We start from the raw sequence: 22,574 nt of genomic DNA, 5'->3' as shown, positions 1-22,574 counted from the left end.
TCGTCGTGCTGGGGCTGGCCTCCACCCGGTCTCAGCACGACACTTATTCTAGTTATTCCTCCTTTCCTTAATCACTACCCAACAGTCTATAGATGGCATCTCTACCGTTTCGTACTACCCTGCTCAGCGGGGCGCTGGCCTTCATCAGCCTGGGCGCCTGGGCGCAGAAAGGCACTATTGAGCTTCGCGTTATTGACCAGCAGACGGGTTTTGCCGTGCGCAATGCCCGGGTTGAGCTGCTGGGCCCGGCGGGGCGGCCGGAAACCCTCGCTTCGCGGGATAATGGCAAGTTGGCATTGCCGAACCGCGAGGGCAACCTCACGTTTTTAATTTCGGCTCCCGGGTATGCGCCCCTCACCACGCAGTTCCGGGCCGGTGACGTGGCCCAGCTTAATGCCGAAGTGCAGCTAGACCCGCTCCAGCGCCTCCTACCCCGCCAGCAGCAACGCTCGGCACCGGCTGCTAACCAGACCCTGATTGACGGCTACGTGAGCGACCGGGAGCAGGGCTCGCCGCTGGCCGGCGTGGAGGTGCGCATTGGGGCCGCCACGGCCGTATCCGACGCGGCCGGCTACTATCAATTGGTACTCAGCGGCCAGGGCTCGACCAAGGAAGAATTTGTGAAACAACGGGAAGATGTGACCTTTTCGCGCGATGGCTACGTCAGCTACCAGCTGCCCGCCTTCCGGATAATCGGCGCGAACTACACATTTAAAACCGCACTGGCGCCCCTGGCCAAAGGAGCCGAAACCCGGCTCGGCCGGGGCTCGGTGCCTACCGAAACGCTGAGCACTCCCCACGGCTTTTTCGATAAAACCGGGGCCGAACCTGAGCCGCTCCAGGACCATAAAGCCGCTGCTCCCGCCACCACTGGCCAGCCGGCCAACCGCGCCACCGCCGTGGCCGTGCCAACGAGCATTCGGGTGGGCACGAGCTGCTCGTGCAACAGCTGCTCCAACGTGACGGTGCTTTCGCTGGAGTCGTACGTGCGCACCGGCCTCGACAATGAATGGATTGCCAGCTGGGGCTCCAACTCGCTGCGGGCCGGCGCCATTGCCTACCGCTCCTACGGGGCCTACCACGTGAGCCGCCCCATTGCCACCAACTACGACATCAGCAGCACCACTTGCCGCCAGGTGTGGGATGGCACCGAAGTAGCCTCCACCCGCGACGCGGCCAACGCCACCCAGGGCATGGTGCTGGTAAAAAATGGAAGCATTGCCTTCGCCGAGTACTCATCGGAAAACAACAACTCGGGCTGCGGCAACGGCTTCGCTGGGCTCGGCACCACGGTGTCGCCCTGCATTTCGGACCCGCTGTGCGCAGGCCGCGCCAAGTTTGGCCACGGCCGCGGCATGTGCCAGTTCGGCACCAGCTTCTGGCACAACAACGGCAAAACCTACCTCTGGATAGTCGACCACTACTATACACCGACGAATATCGTCCTGCAATCGCCCACGGCGGCCGACTCGCAAGTGCCCACCACCGGGATTGAGGGGCCGGTTAGTGCCACCGGCAACTTCACAGCCACCTTCAACGATGCCGACAACGTGGGCGTGACGGCCAGTTTCTACCAACCCCTGGAATGGCGTACTGACGAATGGCGCGCCAACCGCGGCAACGGCTTCTACAACGATAATTTCGGCAACGGCACCCTCCACTCTGACTACGTGCCGGGCCTGGCCGACTGGCAGGGCACCTGGGCTGAAACGACAGCCGGCACGCTGCGCCAAAGCGACGTGACGCCGACCAACACGGCCCTTTCCACCTTCCTCTCGCAAACGGCCGGCAACACCTACCTGTACAACTTCGCCGCCAAAGTGAACAACACGGCGGGGGCCCGGCGCTTCGGCCTCCACATTATGGCCAGCGACGTAACCCTGCGCGAGCGCGGCAACTCCTACCTGATTTGGTTCGCCATCGACCAGCAGAAAGTGACGATTTATGAGGTCAACGACAACGTGCTTACTACCCAGGCCGTGGCCACCGTTTCGCTGAGCAGTGGCACGTTCAGCGACTACAAAGTGCTCTACAATACCAGCACGGGCGCTATCAATGTGTATCAAAACAACAACCTAGTGACGAGCTGGCAGGACCCGACACCGCTCACGAGTGGGGCCAACATCTCGTTGCGCACCAGCGAAGCCGACGTGGAATTCGACGATTTGAAAGTCTTTAAAGCGCGCGGCACCAGCGCCACCATCACCGTGGGTGCGGCCAATACCAACGACATCCGCACCTCGGCCTCGCCGGGGGCCAAGATTAAGTCGCTGGTGAAAGACGCGGCCGACAACTGGTCGACCCTGGGCAACCTCGACGTGAATATTGCCATTCCGGCCGCAGCCGCCCGCCCAGCCGCGGACGAGGCGATGGCCAGCGTGTACCCCAACCCGATAACCGACGGCAAGCTGACCATCAGCTACGCTCTGGATGCGGACGCGGAAGTAGCCATCGACATTTACGACAGCCGGGGCACTAAGGTGAAAACCCTCGTGAGCCGGGAGTTGCGCGGCGCCCACCAGGTGGCAGTACCAGCCCAAACGCTGGGCAAACAGGGCATCTACCTCGTGAAACTATCCACTGGGGAGAAAAGCCAGGTAGTCCGGGTGCTGAAGGATTAAGGGAACCTCACGAACCTCCAAGGGGCAGCCTCGTGGAGGCACGTGAGTTTCCACGAGCCGCTCATTTTATGGGCTTAACTCACTCCTGCTTTTAAGCAGCCAGTATTCTATTGCCTTCATTTTCCACATATCTCCTTCCACAAATGAAAAAATCAATCCGCCTCGCAGTTGCTACCGCCTGCTGCGTGTTGCCCTGGACGGCCCAGGCCCAAAGCGCCCTGGCGACCTTCTACCAGCAGGACCGTCTCTACATGGCGGCGCCCGCCGGGCAACCCAGGCTGCTGGGCAAGCAAGTGGCCACCAAGCCCGGCCGCCTGGCTGCTACCTCCGAGGTGGTGCTTTATCCCGAGCAAATTGATGCCCGCCTGACGGTACCTGCCGGCATGGTATTCTTCCAGGGCTTGCAGTCGCCCCACCAGCCGGAATGGGTATACCTGGAGCGCGCTGAAATCGGTAACGCCTACAACCTGTGGCTGTACAACACCAGCACGCGCAGCAAGCAGCAGCTGTTTACCCAGCCCGACAGCCCGGTGGCGGGCTATGCGCTGAAGCCCATCGCATGGTCGGCCGACCGCTACGTGCTGTACCTGGAGGCACTGAAGTTTGATACCGACTTTGAGCACGAGGGCGTGTGGGCTTTCGACCTGCGCACGGGCCAGGTGCAGCGGTTGGGGCTGGCACCGAAGTACTTTTCCACCCCCGTGCTGTCGCCGGACCGCACCCAGTTTCTGTACTCGGTGAGCACCAATGAGCAGCGCGACCTGCTGCACGGCTTCGCCGATGAAGTGGCCGTGTACGACCTCGGCACCCGCACCGAGACCGTGGTGGCGCAGCAAAAAGGCGTGCCGCACACCGTGGCTGGCTGGGCCGCCGCGCCCCTCACCGCCGCCGATGCCGAAACGGCCACCGACCCGGCCGCACCAAAAACGGCGGCCCGCGTTTCGGCCATCGACTACCGCCTGCCGTGGGATTCCGGCCTGGAGTACTATGTGTCGCGGCACGGCACGCCGGCTCCCTCGGGCCCGCACACGCCCAAGGGCAGCCGCAGCACCATCTACGACGGTATTGGGCAGCATTCTTACGCGGCTATCGACTTCGACACGCCCGACAATGCCGACCATTTGGTGCGGGCGGCCGCACCCGGCACCGTGACGGTGGCTGGTAACTGCGGCTGCGGCTACGGCAACCTGGTAGTGGTGTCGCACGGCGACGGCACCCGGACGTACTACGGCCACAATAAAAGCTTTAAAGTGGTGGTGGGCCAAACGGTGCAAACCGGCACCGCGCTGGCGGTTGAGGGCACTACGGGAACTTCGACTGGTGACCACATCCACTTCGAGTGGCGGGCGGCCGGGGGCAATGCCTCTACCACAGGCACGTTTTCGGATGTAGGCCAGCCGCGCCAGGGCTGGAAATACCTTTCGACCACGCCCAACGGCACCTCTACCCCACCCACCTCCACCGACGCCACCGTGCCCACCACCAGCCTCGCCACGGCCGACGGGAGCAGCACGCAGTCGGGTGACTTCAACGTGAACTTCGCCGATGCCGACAACGTGGGCGTGGTTGAGCGCTTCTACCAGCCCCTGGAGTATATTGCCACTCCCGGCGAATGGCGCGCCAACCGCGGCAACGGTTTCTACAACGACAACTTCGGCACCGGCGTCATTCACTCCGACTACACCTTCGGCGCCGACGACTGGCAGGGCACTTGGTCGGTAACGCCAGAGGGGCGCCTGTTGCAAAATGACGCGGTACCCAGTAATACAGCCATTTCCACCTTCCTTTCACAGACGGCCGGCAACACCTACCTCTACCAGTTCGCCGCCCGCGTGCTGGGCGACGACCTGACCCGCACCGGCCGCTTCGGCCTCCACATCATGGCCAGCGACGTAACCCTGCGCGAGCGCGGCAACGCCTACCTGATTTGGTTTTCAAACAACGACCAGAAGGTGCGCATTATCGAAAGCGTCAACAACGTGCTTACGGAGCAGGCCGTGGGCGATGCGATGGTATCGGCGGGCGACTTTGCCGACTACAAAGTGAGCTACAGCACCAGCACCGGCGAGGTGCGCGTGTACCAGAACAACCGCTTGGTGCTGAGTTGGACCGACTCCACGCCGCTGACCAGTGGCAGCTACATCTCCTTACGCACCAACCAGGCGCAGGTCGAGTTCGATGACCTGAAAGTGTTTAAGTCGCGCGGCGCCAGCCGCCTCATCACGGTGGGTCCGGCAAACACGAAAGACCTGCGCCGGGCCTCGCCCAACAGCGCCACACCGGCCGGCAAAATCAAGAGCCTGGTGCGCGACGCGGCCAACAACTGGTCGGCCACCGGCAACCTGGACCTGATTATCAATCAGCCCGCCGCCCTGGCCCGGACCGCCGCGACTGAGTTCCAGGCCGAGCTGTACCCCAACCCCGTAGAAACCAAAACCGCCCTGACTTACGAGCTGCCCAATGCCGCCCCCGTAACCGTGGTAGTGCTGGACGGCCGCGGCAAAAAGATGCTGACGCTGCTCAATGGCCCCCAGGATGCCGGCCCCCACCAGCTCCCGCTAACCTGCTTGGCTGAGCTGCGGCCGGGCACCTACTACGTGCGCATTCAGGCCGGCCAGCACTCAAGCGTGAGCCGGGTAGAAAAGCAATAGAACGCTCTTTTTCTGCGGCGTCCTGCTTGTTGACAAGCAATTAATCCAGGACACCAGCTTAATAAAAAGCCGCCTCATCAACTGATGGGGCGGCTTTTTTAATTAACCGCAGTTGCGGGAAACCTCCAAGCTGGAAGGTTCCTCTATTTGTTTCATCAACACCAAATATGCCGCCTGAACGGCAGCAGTCAACGCATCCTAGCCAGCTAGTCTGACTTGATGATGATGTCGAAATCAGGACTGATAGTCAAGGTTACTTTTTCCCGGTTGCTCCTCTTATTCAAGCCGGGCCCAAAGCTGATGGTGCGTTCGGGGAAGCGAATATTCCATGAAATATGCCGGGCCCGGATACACTCTTCCAAGGCTTGTTTGTAGTCTTCGCCCAGCTCATATTCAGTACCCTGCTCATCGAGCACTCGCCCCGTCTGGCTATCGGGCGGAAACGTTGGGCGGTCAACAAAGTAATAGGTGATAAGCTCCTCCCCTTCTGTCAGGCGCTTATGCACATCGGCGAATAAGTCCCACTCGGTCTTCATGGCGTTTTTTAAGTTTTGTTAGTGCTTTTACGCGCTTAAAGTTCCCCTGGGTTTTGGCATAATTGAGGTAGACAAAAGCGCAAGCGAAGTCTAAAACCGCACTCCAGAATAGGCCAGTAGCCCAGCCTATAACTTCTGTCCTGCACGGCTTCTTTAGCAAACGGCCGTTTCGCCTTGTGCGTTTGCTTCTGGCTACGTTTGGCTCTCGCGGCTTTGTTCCGCGGCCTCATGCCATTGCTTCCAGCCCTGCTCCGTGAGCAAGGGTACCAGCAGCGCCGTCAGCACCTGCTGATAATACGGCAGCTTGTCAGCCGCTTCTCCCTCATAAAGCCATTCGGCGCTGGCAATCCAGAAGTCTCCGACGATAAACAGCTGGGTAAGCAGGTGCTCGTCGTGGCCAGCGTAGAGCTCCGGCTTCATCAGCCCTGCTTCGCGCAGGTAGGCCAGCAGCTGCCGAAAAACCAGGCCCCGTTGCTTGAGCAATGCTTGGTGCTGGTCGCGAATGGCCGGAATCCGGCGCATAATGCCGGCGAAATCAAGCAGCAGAAAGCGGTAGCGGTACAATGCCTCCATGGCGTGCGCTACTAGTTGCCCCGCGGCAATCAGCTCGAAACCGGGCGTTGCCACTGCGGTAATTTGTTCGTTGATGTGGCCCACCAGCTGATTGTATAGGCTCTGGACAATGGCATCGGTGTTGGGGTAATGATAGCACAGGTTGCCGTGGCTCATGCCCGCTGCTTGGGCAATGTGGCGCACTGTCACGACATCGGTGCCACGCTCGTTGAACAGCGCCAGCGCCTCCGCGAGAATCTTTTCCTTGGTTGACATCTATAGATAAGACAACTTAGAACACTTGCTCTAATCAGGCCACAAATTAGTACATTTGTTCTAAATATAGCACATTGATATGAATTCTCCAGGAATCATCATTGGCGGAGGCATTGGCGGCTTGGCTACGGCGCTGGCGTTACACCAGCGCGGCATCCGGACGATTGTGTACGAACGGGCAACGGCTATTCGCGAAGTGGGCGCGGGCTTGGTCCTGGCTCCCAATGCCCTGCGTGTCTGTGCGCAGCTGGGGTTGTCAAAAGCGGTGGAAGCAGTAAGCTGGCCTCTGTCGCGCGCAGTCGTTGCCACCACCGACGGACGCCCCCTGACGATGGTCGATGCCGATGCCTTGGCGAAGCAGTTCGGCTACGGCATGCGCGTTATTCACCGGAGTGCCCTGCAAAAACTTCTGCTCGATGCATTGCCGGCCGAGGCCGTGCAAACCAATAAAAAAGTTATTGGCATAACCACTGGCCGCCTTGCAACCCAGATAGCCTTTGCCGATGGGTCCGCGGTTGACGGCGACTTCGTCATTGGCGCCGATGGCATCAATTCGGCTGTGCGCCGAGCGATTTTCGGTGCCAAGGCTCTGCGCTACTCCGGCCAGACGTGCTGGCGCGCCGTCGTCGACTGTGCGCTTCCGACGGCTCAGCCGCACCAATCGGTTGAGTATTGGGGCAGCACGCCGGGCCTGCGGGTTGGCCTGGTGCCCATGGAAGCCGGGCAGATTTACGTGTTCGTGACCACTGCCGCGCCAGCCGAACAGCTGGATACTCCCGGCACCGTTGTTGCCACCCTGCTGGAACTCACCCGCGAATTTGGGCCGTCCGTGGCTGAGGTCTTGCGCGCCTGCGACGAGCATCAGCTCTCCCGCGCCGACCTGTTTGATTTGCCCACGCTGCCCACCTGGTCGGCCAGGTCGGTAGCACTGCTGGGCGATGCCGCGCACGCCACGACTCCCAACCTGGGGCAAGGCGCTTGCCAGGCTCTGGAAGACGCCTACACCATCGCGGCCTGCCTGGCCGCCCACGATGCCCCCGCTCCAGCATTTGCCGAGTACCAACGTCTCCGCAAAGCCAAAGCCGACCTCACGGTGCAACTATCGCGGCAAATAGGCCAGGTAGTTAACCTGCCGGCGTGGCTCAAGCCGCTTCTCTTCCCGGTATTACGGATGATACCTCCGGCAATAAGCATGAAGCAGATTAGCAGAGTATATGACACGCAGTACCTCGACAAACTCAGGGCTTCTACGCCTTCCCTACCTGCATCTTCCTAAGAAGTCACCGCATAACGCTTAGAAATTCCCAGCTTCTTCATGCGGGCCTCCAGCGTGGTGGCTTTGATGTTCAGTAGCTCTGCCGTGCCGCCGGCCCCACGAATACGGCCGTTGGTGTGTCGCAGCGTAGCCACAATGTGCTGGCGTTCCAACTCATTGAGGCTGAGCCGCCGAAACGCTGGGCAATGCTCTACGGACGCAGACGCGGCCGGGCGCAGGGGCCGGGCCAGCTCCAGCAAGGGCTTAGTGGAAACGATGACGGCCTGCTCCAGCACGTGCTGCAACTCCCGAATGTTGCCGGGCCAGTCGTAAGTCATCATTTCGCGCAGGGCCGCTGCTGAAATGCCTTTGTGGGGCTTGCCCATCTTCTTGGTAAACTGAAACAGGAAGTGGGTGGCCAGGGCGGGAATATCCTCTTTGCGCTCCCGCAGCGGGGGTAGCAGCAGCGGAAACACCAGCAGCCGAAAGTATAAGTCCTGGCGGAACCGGCCGGCGCGCACCTCCTGCTCCAGGTCGCGGTTGGTAGCCGCAATGATGCGCACATCGCACGCAATGGGGCCTTTGCCGCCCACGCGCTCCACTTCTTTCTCTTGCAACACGCGCAGTAACTTGGCTTGCAATTCCAAAGGCAATTCACCAATCTCATCGAGGAAAATACTGCTGCCGTGGGCCAGCTCAAACTTGCCGATGCGCCGCTCAACGGCCCCGGTAAAGCTGCCTTTCTCGTGGCCAAACAGCTCCGACTCGATGAGCAGGGCGGGCAGCGCCGCGCAGTTCACCTTTATCAGGCGACGGTCGCGGCGAGGAGAAAGATTGTGAATGGCGCGGGCAATGAGTTCTTTGCCGGTTCCGGTTTCGCCCCCAATGCACACGGTGGTATCGGTACCAGCCACCTGGCCGACCTGCCGAAACAAGTCGACCAACGGTGGGCTGGCCCCAATGATTTCCTCAAAGTTGTGGGTGGTTTTTATTTCGTCCTGCAAATAGCTGTTTTCCTCTTCCAGCTGCTCCTTGAGGGCTGCTATTTCAGCATAGGCGAAGCGGTGACCCAGCGCCAGCGCCATCTGCCCGGCCAGGGCCTCTACTCTGACCACATCCGTAGGCGAAAACCCGTAGGAGAAGCGGTGGCCCAGCAGCAGGCCGGCCGCCACCCGCCCGGCCACCCGCAGCGGTACCAAGAGCAGCGCCCGCATACCCTGCGCATCGTGAAAATACCGCAGCAGCCCCGTGAGCCCAATGGCCGCACTCACCTCGTCGCCCACATACAAGCGGGTCTCGTTCGTCAGGGCACGCAATTCGTCACACGACGTGGCCAGCGCTTCCGTTGGCTGGTGGTCATTCACTTCCGCCCACGACAGGGCCCGGAACCCACCGGCTTCCTTCACCACGGCTATATCGGCCGCCGGCACAGTGGTGTGGGGTGGCAGCAGGCACAGGTGCAGCAGGTCGCACGGCACGAGCGAATCAATTGCCGGGGCGAGCTCCCGCACCAATTCGTTGAATGCCAATTCACTGGTCAGCACGTTAGTAATAGCTACCTGTGCGGCCTTTTCGCGGCGCTGCTGTTCGAGTCGCTCGAAGGCCAGCAAATTGTTCAGAGCCAGCGAAATCTGCGGTACCAGGTGTAGCAGCGTCTGGTAGTCAGCCGGCCGGAAATCGGTCGGGCCCATGCCCGATATCACGATGGAAGCCTGCGTACCCGCCAAGCTGTTCAGCGACAGTCGCAGATGGGAACGCACCCCAAACTGCTGGCTCACGAAGCGATAGAGTGGGTACTCGCGGCACAGCGCCTCAAAATCGGCCCCTGTGAAAAGACCCGGCCGCTCGAACAGCCGCATTCGCTGGGCCATACTCAGGGGTGGCGGCGAACGATGTACTACCTCGCGCTGCATAGAGGCAAACTGGCCGTCGGGCTGGCGGCGGAGCGTAACCTGGTAGCGGCTGTCATCATCAAGGGGCCAGATGCAAAGCACGAATAGGGAAAAGGGAACGAGCTGGTTCATCTGCTCGGCTAATGCGCGGCACATACTCTCGCGGTTCTTACTGCTAACCAAAGCATTGTTCAGGGCCAGCTGCACGGTTTTTTCCCGCTCGCGCGCCGCTATATCCTCGTGGGCCAGGATGTTGGCCACGGCCCCCGCCACCTGATCGGCCAAGGCTTGGAACACCTCAAACTGTGCGAGACGAAACGCGCCGGGCGCTAAGGCATTGAGCCAAAAAGTACCGAGGACACTTCCCCCTAACCGCAACTCAGTGACGATGCCTTCCCTATATCCCACCTCATGCAGAGTAGAACATAACGAATAGCCAAACTCCGTGAATCGGCGCTCGTAGTTCTCGATGAGGGGGGCACCGGTGCGGGCCAGTAATTCCATGACGTGGGCAACATAAGAATCCGGATGGGCCACACGGGGCAGGCCGGCTGTGTGCAATTCGTGGTTGTTGGCTGCGGAATCGCAGCCCGGCAGGGTCGCGGCCAGGTCGTAATGGTGGAGCCCGTCTTTCTCCACCAGCAAAATGCTGGTGTCAAAGAAAGGCAGCAACTCCTGCGCCTTTTCCCGAATGACTGCCAGCAATTCTACGGCGTTGCGGACCGTAGCAATGGCCCCGCTGATAGACAGCAGCACGCTCTTCTCCCGCTCCCGTGCGCGTAGCTCCTCGTTGGCCAGAATGTTGGCAACAGCGACGGCCATCTGGTCGACAATAGCTTGAAATTTTGGTAGTTGCTCTGGGCAAAAAAATGCGCTTTGTTGGGAGTTCACGTAAAACATGCCCATCGGCTGGCCTCCTACCTGCAACAGTCCGGCCATGACCTCACGGTATCCGCCAGCCAAGGTGAGGGCAAAAGAGGAATAATTGGGCTGGCGCAGCATTTCCACCTCAAAATCCAGAATTAAGGGGCCGGCCGCGGCCTGCTGCATGTGTGCCTCGATGATGGAACCAGAGTGCGGGTGGTGGCTCAGATCAGCTACCCGCAAGCCCGTATTTGCGGCGGCCAGGTCGATTTCCGATAGCAGCGCGGTCCAGTCACTATGGTGCTGCCCATCGGCATCGAGCACGAACAGGCCGCAGTCGTAAAACCCAAATATGGGCTTGATTTTCTCCAGCACCAGCCCCAACAGCTCCTGCTTGTCGCGAACCGTGGCAATGGCCTGGCTCACAGCCAGCAGCATGGCTTTCTCCCGCTCATCGGCAGCAGTTCGGTTGCCGTTGCCTGGTTTTATGATTCTGGGTTGCATGAAGAGAGCTTTGGTGTTTGAATACCGAAAATTACGAAACACCCTAATGAGCCAAAATTTCAGAGCATCACGCTCCAATATATTGGAGGCAGAGTTAGATAATTCCAATTAGTTGGAGGCGTATTCGCGCTTTCGTGCTAGCAGCCAACTCGTGTAAAAACTATAGTTCGCTTGCTTATAATCTTTTAGGAGCTGTAACGATGGCTGCCTAGCGAGTCTGGCATAGCACTTGGCTTTAGCGGCAGACACCGGGCCAGTGTCATTCTGCTGGGTTCCTTACTTCTCGCTTATTGAATTGAAGCTATACTGGTCGCTCGACGACGAACGACGGGGCTTGCGGCTTCGGCTGGTTTCACTGCTCAGCATGCTCCAATCTTTTTTTCAGCCCTATTTCTTGCCTAGGTCCGGCAGCCACACGGCCACGCATTTTCTCTCAACCTTCATTTAACCCTTCACACCTTCGATGAAAAACAAACTGCTACTCTCCGCCTTGCTTCTGACCAGCAGCCTTAGCACCCCACCCGCCGCGTGGGCCGGTGACCCTCACCCGAAAAAAACGCCCCAGCCAGCGGCAGTACCGCCCGCCAACTACCTGGAAAAGCTCACGCCGCAAAACTCCGTCCTGGTGATGGTGGACTTTCTCACCGGCTTCGACCCCGGCCTGAAAACCATTGACAAAAGTCTGTTTAACAACAATGTGACGGCCCTGACCAAGGTCGGTAAGCTCTTCAAATTGCCCACGCTCGTCATCGGCGATGAGGGCGGATTCCGTGGCAAGTTCTACCCGGCCCTGGCTCAGTACCTACCCGATGCCCCGCGCATCGAGCGGCACACCGTCAGCGCCTGGCAGGAGCCCAAGTTTGTGGAAGCGGTGAAGAAAACCGGCCGCAAAAAGCTGATTCTGGCCGGTATTTCCATTGATAACTGCACAACCCACCTGGCCCTGGATGCCCTGAAAGCCGGCTACGAGGTGTACGTAGTAACCGACTGCTCAGGCTCGAATGAAAAGCTGGTGGAAGAGGCCGCCATGATGCGCCTGACCCAGGCCGGAGCTGTGATGACGTCGTGGGTGTCGCTCGGCTCCGAGTTACTCGGCGACTGGAAAAAGCCGGAAGGGGCCACTTTGGGGCAGATTTACCAGGAACACAGCGCCTGGGGCGGCTTCTACTCGGGCTACACTGCCGAGGCCGGCAAGAAGTAGTTCTCGTACTCTTCTGATCACCTTTCACGGACTTGCTGATGCCTTCTTACACTAACTTCGAACACTGACGAGCCTACGTCAACGGTGGGGTGAAGCTACACTACCGCGCCGCTGGCATCGGCAAAATTGTGCTGCTGATCCACGGCTGGTTGGGCACCTCCCACACCTGGCGGCACGTGGCGCCGCGCCTGGTAGACGCCGGTTTTCGGGTTATTGCTCCCGACATGCGTGGCTACGGCGACTCCGATAAACCCGCCACCGGCTACGATGGCCTGACCTTGGTGGAAGACCTGCGCCAACTATTGGCCCAGACCAATTCTGCCGGCCCCGTGCACGTGGTGGGCTGAGATATGGGCGCCCTACTTGCCTTCCTCTTCGCGGCCCACCACCCGGCCGAAGTGGCCAGCCTCACCTACCTCGACGAGCCGCTGCCGGCCGTGAACCTAGCCGAGATGACCACCTTCCGCAAGGAAACCTTCGGCGGCTACTGGCACTTCGGCTTCAATCACGCGGCCGACCTGCCCGAGATGCTCATTACTGGCCGGGAGCGGGAATTCTGGCAGTACCTGCACGGGCTGATGCTGTTCAATCCGGCGGCCATCACCGACGAAGACCGACGCGAATACCTGCGCACCTACGCCGCGCCCGGCGGCATTCGGGGCAGTGTGGGCTGGTATCGCGACGCCCTAACCACCACCGACCGGTTTGCCGAAGTCATCGCGCGGGGCAAGCTCACCCTGCCCGTGCTCGGCTACGGTGGCCAGTATGGCACGTCCTACGTGAAAGAGCAGCTGGCGGCGGTGGCCGAAAACGTGGAGGGCGGCATTATCCCGAACTGCGGCCACATGGTGGCGGAAGAGGCCCCCGAATTTTTAACCGAGGCCTTGCTGCGTTTCTTTCAGCGCACAGCCTCGCCAACAGCCTAACCTCTTCCGAAGAGTCACTCTTGAATATTAACCATGTCTGCTGAATCCTTAAAAAGCCAAGCTCCCCCCGCGGCTGGCGGCGCGGGCGAGGCAATCGAAACGGCGCGGCACGCCCTGCGCCTGCTGGCCGCCATCCACTCCGGCGCGCCGGTGGAGCCCTACCTGGATTTGCTCACCGACGACTTCGTGTTCTACATGCCAGTGGGACCTTTCCGGGGTCGCAACGAAGGGCGCGAACGGGCCGCGGAATGCTACCGGCAAATAGCAGCGTCCAACCCCCACATCCTCTACGAGGAACCCTTTCGCACCACCACCAACGGCCAGACGGTGGTGTTCGAGCTTGAAGATGGCGGCACTCTGTTCGGCGGCACCGCCTACCACAACCGGATTGCCGCCTCCTTCGACGTGCGGGATGGCAAAATTGCCGCCTACCGCGAATACTTTGGCGAAATTGACATAGCCTTGATGACCAGCATGGAACAGACCGGGTAGTAGCTCCGGCAGCCAGGAAAATCAGTCAAAAAGCTTGTCCACAAAGCGCTTTGCTTATGCTCAGCTACGCGGAGCATCGTCGAGCCGACATTTATTAATGCCGGGCACACTACTTCACTACTCTTTCAAAACCTCACTTCCAACTCATGAGCGCATTTTCACCCTTTGTGGGGCTGCTCACTGCGGCCCTGTTGGCCATGCCACTGGCGCTGGCCGCCGCCCCCAATAGCCCGGAAGCAGAGCCGGCCGCCGGCTTGGCCCAACGCATTTTCGAGGCCTGGCAGCAGGGTGAGAAAACCGGCGACTACACGGCATTTAAGGCCTTTCTGGGGCCGGAGTTTCGGCACTTTTCCTACCCCCTGGCTGGGCAGGCCACCGGCGCGGCGGGCCTGGCCAAGCTGCACCAATTGATAGCCGAGCGGGAGAAAACGCCCAATAATCTCACGTTTTCCCGCGTCGAACTTACGAGCAGCGCCACGCTCTTCTCCTTTCAATTCGATTCGGTGGGCACCGTGTCCGGCGGCTTTCCCTACGAGGGGTTCAACAGCATCAGCCTGCGCATCGAGCACGGCCGGCTGACCGGCTTCCAGGAGTATTTCGGCTATGTAAATCCAGCCTGGTTTCAGAAGTAAGCAACTCCCTTTTAAATGAATATCTTATGAAGATTGGAATTATCGGCGCGGGCAGTATGGGCCGGGCGCTGGCCGCCATTTGGGCGCAGCAGGGCCACGCCATTTGCTTGAGCTTTGCCCGCGACGAGGTGGCCCTCCGGCGGCAGGTGGCCGAGCTGCTCGGCGCCAGCAGCGGCACCCCAGCCGAGGCCGCACGTTTTGGCGATGTCGTGCTGCTGGCCGTGCCCTACCCCACCCTGGCCGAAGCCCTCGTCGGCGTGGCCGATGCCATGGCCGGCAAGCCCGTGCTTACCTGCGTGAGCGGCCTGCGCCCCGACTTTGAGGGCCAGACCATTGGCCTGCCCACGGAGCGCACTGAGTCGGTGGCCGAAGAAATTGCCAGGCTGCTGCCCGCCGCCCAGGTGGTAGAGGCCTTCAACACCACCTTCGCCGAAATTCTGCAAGCCCCGAAGCGCCACTTTGGCGACCAGAATCCGTCGGTGCTTTACTGCGGCGACCACGCGCCCGCCAAGGCCGTGGCCGCCCAGCTCATTGCCGAGGCCGGCTACCAGCCGCTGGACCTGGGTACCCTACGGCACGCTCGCAGCCTCGAAACGCTGGCTACCGTGTGGGTGCAGCTGGCCGCCACCACCGGCCTGCTTCCTAATGCGGGCCTGCAGATTCTGACTCGCTAGCCCGGCCCCAATTTCCCATACAACCACTCTCCCTTTTCCCTATTTTCCCCATGGACCTTCAACAAATGCAGGATGAATTCGCCATCCGAAAGCTGGCTGAGCAGTATTCGGACGCGGCCAACCGCGTGGATACGGCGCTGTTTCGCTCCCTCTGGACGGCCGATGCGGAGTGGATTATCGGCCCGCCCATCAGCCGGCAGTTCGTGGGCCGGGAGAACATCGTGGCGGCCTTTGAGCACCTGCTCGGCTCCTGGGACTTCTTCGTGCAGCTTTCTACCAGCGCCCACATCACCGTGACCGGCGAGACGGCCACGGCCAATTTCTACGTCAACGAAATAGCCCGCGGCCAGCCCGATGGCACCAATAGCAATTATAACATCTCCTGCTACACCGATGAACTGGTGAAAGCTGATGGCCGCTGGCTTTTCCAGAAGCGCGACTACCGGGTACTCTACCTCGACCAAACGCCGCTGACCGGCATGTCCTTCAAACGGTAACCCGATAAATCTACCTGGGTGCCGGCCCCGCCACTGGGACGGCTTTCCCCGCTTACTCGTCAAGTAGCTGCATTGGTTCGAAGGCTTACAGCCTGATGCTACCGCCAGGCTGATAAATCGTGCTCCTTCCCCCTGCTTTCATCCCCGAACCACGCCAATGCGTCCACTAAAGCCCTGCTTCCACCCGGCCCTGGCCACCCTGCCATGGTTGGTGAAGCTGGGGATGGTAATTGGCCTGGGGATTGGCCCCCCCCCCTTGCCTACGCACGCGCAAGAGGTAGCAGTGGTGCTCCCTACCGTGCCCGTGGCCCCTCCTCCCAAAACCCTGCCCCTGCGCTACGAAGAAGACTACCGCTACCTCCGCGACCCCGGCCGCCGCACCGATTGGCTCGACCGACTCAAGTACCTGCCCCTACGCGATGCGCCTGATACGCGACCCGAATGGTTTCTGACGCTTGGTGGTGAAGTACGCCCCTTCTTCGAGCGGTACGTGAACGAGCAGTGGGGCACCGTGCCCACCGACGCCAACGGCTACTGGCTGCTGCGCACGATGCTGCACGCCAGCGCCCAGTTCGGACCGCGCGTGCGGGTATTTGCGGAGCTGAAGAGCGGGCTGGCTACCGGCCGGCGCGGCGGCCCCCGCCCACCGGATATCGACGAGCTAGACCTCAACCAGGGCTTTATGGAAATTGGCCTGGGGCCGCTAGACGCGGCTACCAAGGCTCCGATTCTGCTGCGGATCGGGCGGCAGGAGCTGGAATACGGGGCGGGCCGTCTCATCTCGGTGCGGGAGTTGCCCAACGTGCGCCAAACCTTCGACGGAGCGCGGGTGGTGCTGCAAGCGGGCCAGAGCCGCGTCGATGCTTTTGGCGTGCGGCCCGTGGAAACCAACCGTGGCATTTTCGACGATGGCCCCGACCTCCGCCAGGCGCTGTGGGGCCTCTACGCCACCCGGCCGCTCAGCCCCAGCCTCAATCTCGACCTCTATTACCTTGGCAGCGAGCGCGAAAATGCCATTTTTACCGAAGGCCGCGCCGCTGAAACCCGCCACTCGGGGGGCGGGCGCCTCTGGCACCGCACCGCCACTCTCAGCACCGACCTGGAAGCCACCTACCAAACGGGGTCGTTTGGCCCGGGCCGGATTCGAGCCTGGGCCCTGGCGTCGAGCACCACGCTGGCATTCCCGCAAGTGCCGCTGCACCCGGCGCTGGGCCTCAACCTGGGCGCCAACAGCGGTGACAAAGACCCCACGAACCCCGATAATCAGACCTTTTCCCCACCCGCGCCACGGGGCGCGTACTTCGGGGCCGTGGGAGCTAATGGCCCGCCCAACATCCTGGGGTTTGCGCCCACCTTGCGGCTCACACCTGCGCCGGGCCTTACCGTGCTGGGCTACTGCTATTTCTTCTGGCGCCAGAGCCTGCGCGATGGCGTGTACAACGTGCCCGGCTTCCCCGTGCGGCCCGGCGGCCCCAGCCGGGCGCGCTACCTCGGCACCCAGCCCGAAGTAGATGCGAGCTGGCAGCTGCATCGGTATTTCGCCCTCACGGCCAGCTACGCTTATTTCAATACCGGTCAATTCATCCAGGAAACGCCGCCAGCCCGCAACATTCACTACCTCGCTACCTGGTTCACCTTCAAGTTTTAACTCTTCCTTCAATCCCAAAACATCCCATCATGGCTACTGCTGCTGTTTCCATTACCCACCACCGGGCCCAAGTGGGCGAGGTGAGCCTGCATTACCTGCAAGCCGGCCAGGCCCAACCCGGCCGCGAGCCGCTGGTGCTCCTGCACGGCTTTCCGCAGCACTCGCACATGTGGCGGCGCATTATGCCGGCGCTGGCCGAGCACTACCTGGTTATCGCGCCCGATTTGCGCGGCATCGGGGGGTCCGGCATCCTGCCTACCGGCTACGACAAACGCACCCTGGCCGCCGATATTCACGGCCTGCTGCAACAGCTGGGTCACTCGCGCATCAACCTGGTAGGCTATGACTTGGGTGCGGGAGTAGCCTACGCTTACGCTGCGGCCAACCCCGAAAGCGTGCGGCGGCTGGTATTTATGGAATACGCCCTGCCCGGATTCGGCGTTTGGGAAAAAGGCATCACGCCCGGCCCCGACTGGCACAATGGGGTGAACTGGCACGCGGCGCTCTTTACCCTGCCCGATGTGGCCGAAAGCTTCATGGGCGGGCAGGAGCGCAAGTTCCTGAGTTGGATATTCTGGCACCTCTCCTGCAATCCGGATGCCGTTACGCAGGAAGATTTTGAGGTATACGCCCGCCAGCTGAGCAAGCCCGGCGCTTTCCGGGCTGGCATCAACCTATACGCCGCCGTGTGGACCGATGCTGAGCACAACCGTGAAAACGTCCAGCGCAAGCTCACGCTGCCGGTACTGGCCGTGGGCGGCGCGTGCAGTGGCGGCCCCTACATTGCCCAGGCCCTGGCCGTCGCGGCCGACCATATCCGCCCCCTGGTACTGGAGGGCGCCGGCCATTGGCTGGTAGAAGAGCAACCCGCCGCCCTCACCCAGCACCTGCTCGACTTCTTCGGCGAGCCCGATGAGGCGGTATAGCCCGCTTGCCCCATATGGCACTGGTCGTTGGCGTGTGCAGTTTTCATAATTGCCGGCAAGCTCCATTAATAGTGAGTCACAACGAACCGAGTAAGAACTAAACGGTCCTGCTGCCTGCAGCAGGACCGTTATAGTGTAGTTGTAGCATTTCACCTACCTAACCCTCACTGCTTCACTTGGGCAGTTGATATAGCTGGTGGAGCTCTTCCGTTTTGGTGGTCATCAACTGCAGAGCGCCGTCGAGCAGGTCTTTGCGGTTGAGGCCGAAGTCCATGTGCTTCTTCAGCAACTCTTCAGCGGAAGCATCGAAGCCATTTTTCAGTAAGGCAGTATACTGGGTGGCAAACCGCTTGGGGTGTTGGTGCGCCTGCTCGTACAGTTTGGCCGCGACGAGGGTAGCGTACAAGTAGTTTATGTAGTATAGCGGGTCGATGTAGAAGAGGCGCTTGCCGGCCCACTCGGTGTGCCGCTCGGGCTCGTCTTTGAAAAAGACGTCGTACTGGTTCATGACGCCTGCATAAACGCTGTCAATGTCGCTGGCCTCTTTGATTTTATCCGCGACCACACCGTCATAAAGCTGCTGTTCAAAAGCGCCTTCCTGGGCTGAAACGAAGAGTTCATGAGCCAGCTTATCGCAGAATTGCTTGGTATAGTACGCCTTTTCTCCTTTGGTCTTGCTCCTGCTCCGCAATTCGTCGTTCAGGAGAAACTCGTTAAATAACGCAAAGCATTCAAATAAGAAATTGGGGCCGCTGCTATAGGTCGGCACGATGTGGTTGTCGCTCATCAGCTGGCGGTGAATGGCGTGGCCCCCTTCGTGGACAAGGGTACTAACGGCGCCAAACTCACCACTGAACTCCTTCATGTACAAGGTAGTCGGCACGCCGGGATAGCCCAATGACGTGTATTCCGTAACTCTGTTCGGACCGCCGGTGATGTCCATCATGCCGTTTTTGGGGTTGAGCAGGAGCTCGAAGCGGCTGACGTACTCCCTGCCAAGCGGCTGCAGGGCCTGTAGAATGTTTTTACGAGCGGCGGCAAAGGTTTGGGGAGCGGGCGAGTATTCCGTCGGCAACGACAGGTGCCACCGGTGCACGGTGTCCAGCCCGACCGTACGCTTGAGCTGCTGCGCATGCATAAGCTGATATTTTTTCATCAGCCCGGCGTGGGACGATAGTTCATTGAGCAGTTCCTTCACTTGGGGCTCCGTTAGCTGCAGGCGGAGACCATACGCTTGGCCAGGCGCATTGGAGTAGCCGTAGAGCTTGGCCGTGGCATTGTTGAGCTTAGTAATATCAATGAGCATAGCGGCCAGCACCTCCTGATGCTCGCTGTAAGCCTGCAGCAGCACTTTGGTGTGCTTTTCGAGGACGGCTGCTTGTGCGCTTTTGCTCAGTTTGGACGAATTCGTAGCTGCTGATGAGGAGCCTAGCTGGGGCGCAGGCCCGACCTGCTTTTTCAACCGGTCCATCACTTGACTGTACCGGTCGGTCAGGCCCTCACTTATCGGGTCGACCACTTTATCAATGATAGCCTGGTCGTGCGGGGGCAGGGCATGGGAGGCGTCGGTTTTGGCTCTGCTTAGTAGAAGACCATAAGGCGTCAGGCCAAGCTCGGCGATTTTTGCCTCGGGAATGCCCATGATAGCAGGCTTACGCATGCCCTGGTTACAAGACGAGGTCAGCTGATTGATGGCCGCACTGATTTGCTGGTAGTCGGCCTTAGCCGAGGCGTCCTGGTTGTTGCCGAGCTCGACAGCCGCCGGTGAATTAGGTGACGCTTCAGGCGGGACATCAGCTACTCAAACAAGTCTAAGCGGGCTTTTAGGTTAGCCGGTGTCCAGGCCGTGTCTTGCTGAAAAGTCCGGACGCTATCCTGTAGCCCGGCCCGTGCGGTCTTTTCTTGTTCGGGTGTTTTGAAGTACCGGGTTAGCTGAACCTGGTAGTCCGTGGGCCGCCCCTCAAAAGGGTCGAGGCGTTGCGCCTGAGCGGTGGCAGACAGTAATAGCAGGCCAACAGCAAGGAGCAAGAAGCGAGCGGCAGCGAGGGAGAATTGGATATGGTGCATAAGGGGAAACTTTAGGAAACAAAGCTCCTCCTGCTTGCAGCCTGGGAATTGTACGTGCTTAGCCTGGTACCTGGGTTTCTCCAGTTTTTCCGACAAAAGATTTTGTCATCGTCTAAAAAATGCCCGGAGATAGATGTTTGGGCAAATTCCAGTTTGATAACGCCAAAGAGGCATTTTAATTAACATAAATCATTTAATTCAAATTAGAATAATACCCTGCACACGATTAACCCAAACTTTTTTTCGTACAAATAATTCATGTCACTAAGATCCGGCATCAGGCATTGCAATTTGGTTTTAAACGACCACTATTATCTTTAGCATACAATAAAAGATGAATCTACTCTAGCTAATTTAAAATTGAATTTTTCTAATTCAATTCACCCATAAATTTGTAAGCCCAACAGTAGTAATTACAATACTATGCAAGGGGACATCAGCCCAGATATGCGCTCAGAACAACCTATTGCAGCAACACAGCAGCCAGGCAGGTTGAGTGATACTTCCGACAGTGATATACAAATTAAAATAAGCAGAAATTGAAGAACTAATTAAAATCTGTATTTGTCTAAGATCTTGACTTTACTGAATCATTAGCTTTCTTACTAGCAGCTGTAGACTTAACGAAGGCAAAAAAGCCTTTTCATGCACGATACATCATCTTTCACACAAACCGAGCTAGAATGAAAAAATCCTCTTTTGCGTTGATGCTTTTAATAAGCGCATCAACGCATCTACACGCACAGAATACAGCCCGAATTTATACTGATTGGCTCGCCAACCCACAAACGTCTAAGTTGCCGGACTATTCTTATGCCGGGTACCGGCAGGGAGAAACACCGCCTACCGTAGCGGGACCTATTTTCAACGTGACGAGCTACGGTGCAGTAGCCAACGATGGACTGGATGATATTGTGGCCATTCAAAAAGCGGTAGATGCCGCCGTAAGCGCAGGGGGCGGCGTCGTATTGTTTCCGGCCGGTACGTTCGATTTCGATGTTACTACCCAAAACCAATCCGTTAGGATAGCAGGCAATAATGTAGTTGTGCGCGGAGCTGGCAGTGGTACCACCGGCACCATTTTATACGACCACCGCGCTAATAATAATAACGATGCAGCGAATGGTTGGGAAACCCAAAAGTATCCGAATTTCTTCCGGGTATCATCCGTAGATATAAGAACGAAGGAGCCTTTCTGGTACCCGGTATCCGTGGGTGCTACTGCCCTCACCACCGCAAGCCCAGCGCCCAGAAATGCAAAGGTGATTACGGTAGCAGACGGATCTAAAATAACTGTAAATCAATGCTACACACTAACGCAACAGGACCCGGACCAATCTTTAATTAAAGCATTGGCTCCGGGCATGACCACTTTCGGAAGCTTCCCGGGAGCAACGAGCGGCAACCATGCCATAAAATTCCGCCAGATTATTAAGGTTGTTGCGAAGTCGGGCAATCAAATCACAATAGATGCTCCGGTAAGATTCGAACTAAAAGCCGCGTGGTCGCCTAAAATCTTTGCTACTGAGCATCCGGTAATTCGGGAAGTAGGCATTGAGAATCTGCGTTTTAAAACCGACTGGAACGGCACTTTCAAGCATCATGCCACTGTGGAAGCTGATTATGGTTATCACCACATCCGGTTCGACTGGGTTGAAAATGGATGGGTGCGTAATACTGTGCACGATGGTGCTTCCATGGCGGTGGACCTGCGCAGCACCAAAAACTGTTTGGTTGACAACTGCAAAATCATCGGTGTCCAGGGGCATCATGGCTTTGCAACGGACGGTGAGGCCACGAACAACCTGATGTCCAATCTTGATGGGAATAATGCTTATCATACCTGGACTATCGAAAATACGGCAACCGGAAACGTATACAAAAACTGCATCAGTAAAGAAACATCGTCTATTGACTGCCACGGTGGTGACCCTGCCATCTATAACCTATTCGACAATCTGAGCGGCGGTATTGCCGCCGGCGGAGGCTCCGGCAACAAAGCGACTCCACCTAGCCATAGCATCGGCCTGACCCTGTGGAACTGGCAGGTAGGCGACAGAAGCCCTTACACCAACAACCTGCAGCCGATTTTCGTCGACGCTATTACCTATAATGGCAACAATGCTCCCGGGTTTATCGCGGCTGGGGTACGAGGTAAGAGTGGACAAACGGTATTCTACACAGACCTCAATAAAGCGAAACAGACGGCCGATGTAAATCAGCCCTGGGGCTATGCCGAATCTATTGGCACTGCCGTAAGCCCTGTTTCTCTTTATGATGCGCAAAGAAGCGTCAGATTGGGCGGTACTCCCCCGCCGGTATCGAACGCGTCGCCGAGTGTGAGCCTGACGAGCCCGACG

At 59.0% G+C, this 22,574-nt stretch carries 18 protein-coding genes; 13 read left to right on the top strand and 5 right to left on the bottom strand.

All coding sequences use genetic code 11. From position 1 onward, the window contains the following. Nucleotides 1-92: 92 nt before the first annotated feature. Together WX88_RS15845 and WX88_RS27765 are read left to right on the top strand one after the other, a co-directional pair. The gene (locus WX88_RS15845; RefSeq protein WP_046245374.1) at nt 93-2,621 is read left to right on the top strand and encodes a SpoIID/LytB domain-containing protein; all 2,529 of its coding nucleotides are present in this window, start codon (nt 93-95) and stop codon (nt 2,619-2,621) included. 143 nt (nt 2,622-2,764) lie between these two features. Beyond that, entirely contained in the window at nt 2,765-5,272 is a 2,508-nt protein-coding gene (locus WX88_RS27765) for a peptidoglycan DD-metalloendopeptidase family protein (RefSeq protein ID WP_052732745.1), read from the top strand. 206 nt (nt 5,273-5,478) lie between these two features. On the opposite strand, the gene WX88_RS15835 is transcribed toward WX88_RS27765, so the two are convergent. Further along, complete coding sequence (locus WX88_RS15835; protein ID WP_046245373.1) at nt 5,479-5,808, bottom strand: hypothetical protein; 330 nt, start codon at nt 5,806-5,808, stop codon at nt 5,479-5,481. A gap of 192 nt (nt 5,809-6,000) precedes the next feature. Further along, on the bottom strand, nt 6,001-6,636 hold the full coding sequence (locus tag WX88_RS15830) for a TetR/AcrR family transcriptional regulator (protein ID WP_046245372.1): 636 nt from the start codon (nt 6,634-6,636) through the stop codon (nt 6,001-6,003). A gap of 79 nt (nt 6,637-6,715) precedes the next feature. On the opposite strand from WX88_RS15830, the gene WX88_RS15825 reads away from it, so the two are divergent. Next, nucleotides 6,716-7,912, top strand: a complete 1,197-nt coding sequence (locus tag WX88_RS15825) for an FAD-dependent monooxygenase (protein WP_046245371.1) — start codon at nt 6,716-6,718, stop codon at nt 7,910-7,912. On the opposite strand, the gene WX88_RS31450 is transcribed toward WX88_RS15825, so the two are convergent. Then, nucleotides 7,909-11,151, bottom strand: coding sequence for a sigma-54-dependent Fis family transcriptional regulator (locus WX88_RS31450; RefSeq protein ID WP_052732744.1), 3,243 nt, complete (start codon nt 11,149-11,151; stop codon nt 7,909-7,911). The two genes, WX88_RS15825 and WX88_RS31450, sit on opposite strands and share 4 nt — an antisense overlap. Nucleotides 11,152-11,614: 463 nt before the next feature. On the opposite strand from WX88_RS31450, the gene WX88_RS15815 reads away from it, so the two are divergent. From WX88_RS15815 to WX88_RS15780, 9 genes are all read left to right on the top strand, one after another. Continuing rightward, nucleotides 11,615-12,352 carry an isochorismatase family protein gene (locus WX88_RS15815; RefSeq protein WP_052732743.1) on the top strand — a complete coding sequence of 246 codons (738 nt, stop codon included), beginning with the start codon at nt 11,615-11,617 and terminating at the stop codon, nt 12,350-12,352. A gap of 89 nt (nt 12,353-12,441) precedes the next feature. Beyond that, on the top strand, nt 12,442-12,699 hold the full coding sequence (locus WX88_RS29495; protein ID WP_052732742.1) for an alpha/beta fold hydrolase: 258 nt from the start codon (nt 12,442-12,444) through the stop codon (nt 12,697-12,699). A gap of 3 nt (nt 12,700-12,702) precedes the next feature. Next, nucleotides 12,703-13,278: an alpha/beta fold hydrolase gene (locus tag WX88_RS29490; protein ID WP_052732741.1), complete on the top strand. Its 576-nt coding sequence runs from the start codon at nt 12,703-12,705 to the stop codon at nt 13,276-13,278. A gap of 33 nt (nt 13,279-13,311) precedes the next feature. Continuing rightward, on the top strand, nt 13,312-13,770 hold the full coding sequence (locus WX88_RS15805; RefSeq protein WP_052732740.1) for a nuclear transport factor 2 family protein: 459 nt from the start codon (nt 13,312-13,314) through the stop codon (nt 13,768-13,770). A gap of 146 nt (nt 13,771-13,916) precedes the next feature. Then, nucleotides 13,917-14,402 carry a nuclear transport factor 2-like protein gene (locus tag WX88_RS15800; protein WP_046245370.1) on the top strand — a complete coding sequence of 162 codons (486 nt, stop codon included), beginning with the start codon at nt 13,917-13,919 and terminating at the stop codon, nt 14,400-14,402. After that, entirely contained in the window at nt 14,387-15,076 is a 690-nt protein-coding gene (locus WX88_RS15795) for an NADPH-dependent F420 reductase (RefSeq protein WP_394331752.1), read from the top strand. Before WX88_RS15800 ends, WX88_RS15795 begins: the two co-directional genes overlap by 16 nt. Nucleotides 15,077-15,126: 50 nt before the next feature. Beyond that, entirely contained in the window at nt 15,127-15,573 is a 447-nt protein-coding gene (locus tag WX88_RS27755) for a nuclear transport factor 2 family protein (protein WP_052732739.1), read from the top strand. A gap of 157 nt (nt 15,574-15,730) precedes the next feature. Beyond that, on the top strand, nt 15,731-17,221 hold the full coding sequence (locus WX88_RS15785) for an alginate export family protein (protein ID WP_052732738.1): 1,491 nt from the start codon (nt 15,731-15,733) through the stop codon (nt 17,219-17,221). 29 nt (nt 17,222-17,250) lie between these two features. Next, entirely contained in the window at nt 17,251-18,147 is an 897-nt protein-coding gene (locus WX88_RS15780) for an alpha/beta fold hydrolase (RefSeq protein WP_046245368.1), read from the top strand. A 172-nt stretch (nt 18,148-18,319) separates the two neighbouring features. On the opposite strand, the gene WX88_RS15775 is transcribed toward WX88_RS15780, so the two are convergent. Both WX88_RS15775 and WX88_RS15770 read right to left on the bottom strand, forming a co-directional pair. After that, on the bottom strand, nt 18,320-19,807 hold the full coding sequence (locus WX88_RS15775) for a M3 family metallopeptidase (RefSeq protein WP_082116074.1): 1,488 nt from the start codon (nt 19,805-19,807) through the stop codon (nt 18,320-18,322). A 137-nt stretch (nt 19,808-19,944) separates the two neighbouring features. Then, complete coding sequence (locus tag WX88_RS15770) at nt 19,945-20,214, bottom strand: hypothetical protein (protein ID WP_156176174.1); 270 nt, start codon at nt 20,212-20,214, stop codon at nt 19,945-19,947. A 683-nt stretch (nt 20,215-20,897) separates the two neighbouring features. Here WX88_RS15770 and WX88_RS15765 point away from each other — a divergent pair. Then, nucleotides 20,898-22,574 (top strand): DUF4955 domain-containing protein (locus WX88_RS15765; protein WP_046245365.1); only part of this gene is annotated, 1,677 nt, incomplete at its 3' end.

It is taken from the genome of Hymenobacter terrenus (genome assembly GCF_000972495.1).
Classification (GTDB): domain Bacteria; phylum Bacteroidota; class Bacteroidia; order Cytophagales; family Hymenobacteraceae; genus Hymenobacter; species Hymenobacter terrenus.
Note: the sequence above shows the minus strand (reverse complement) of the source record. Positions and strands in the feature narration are given on the sequence as shown.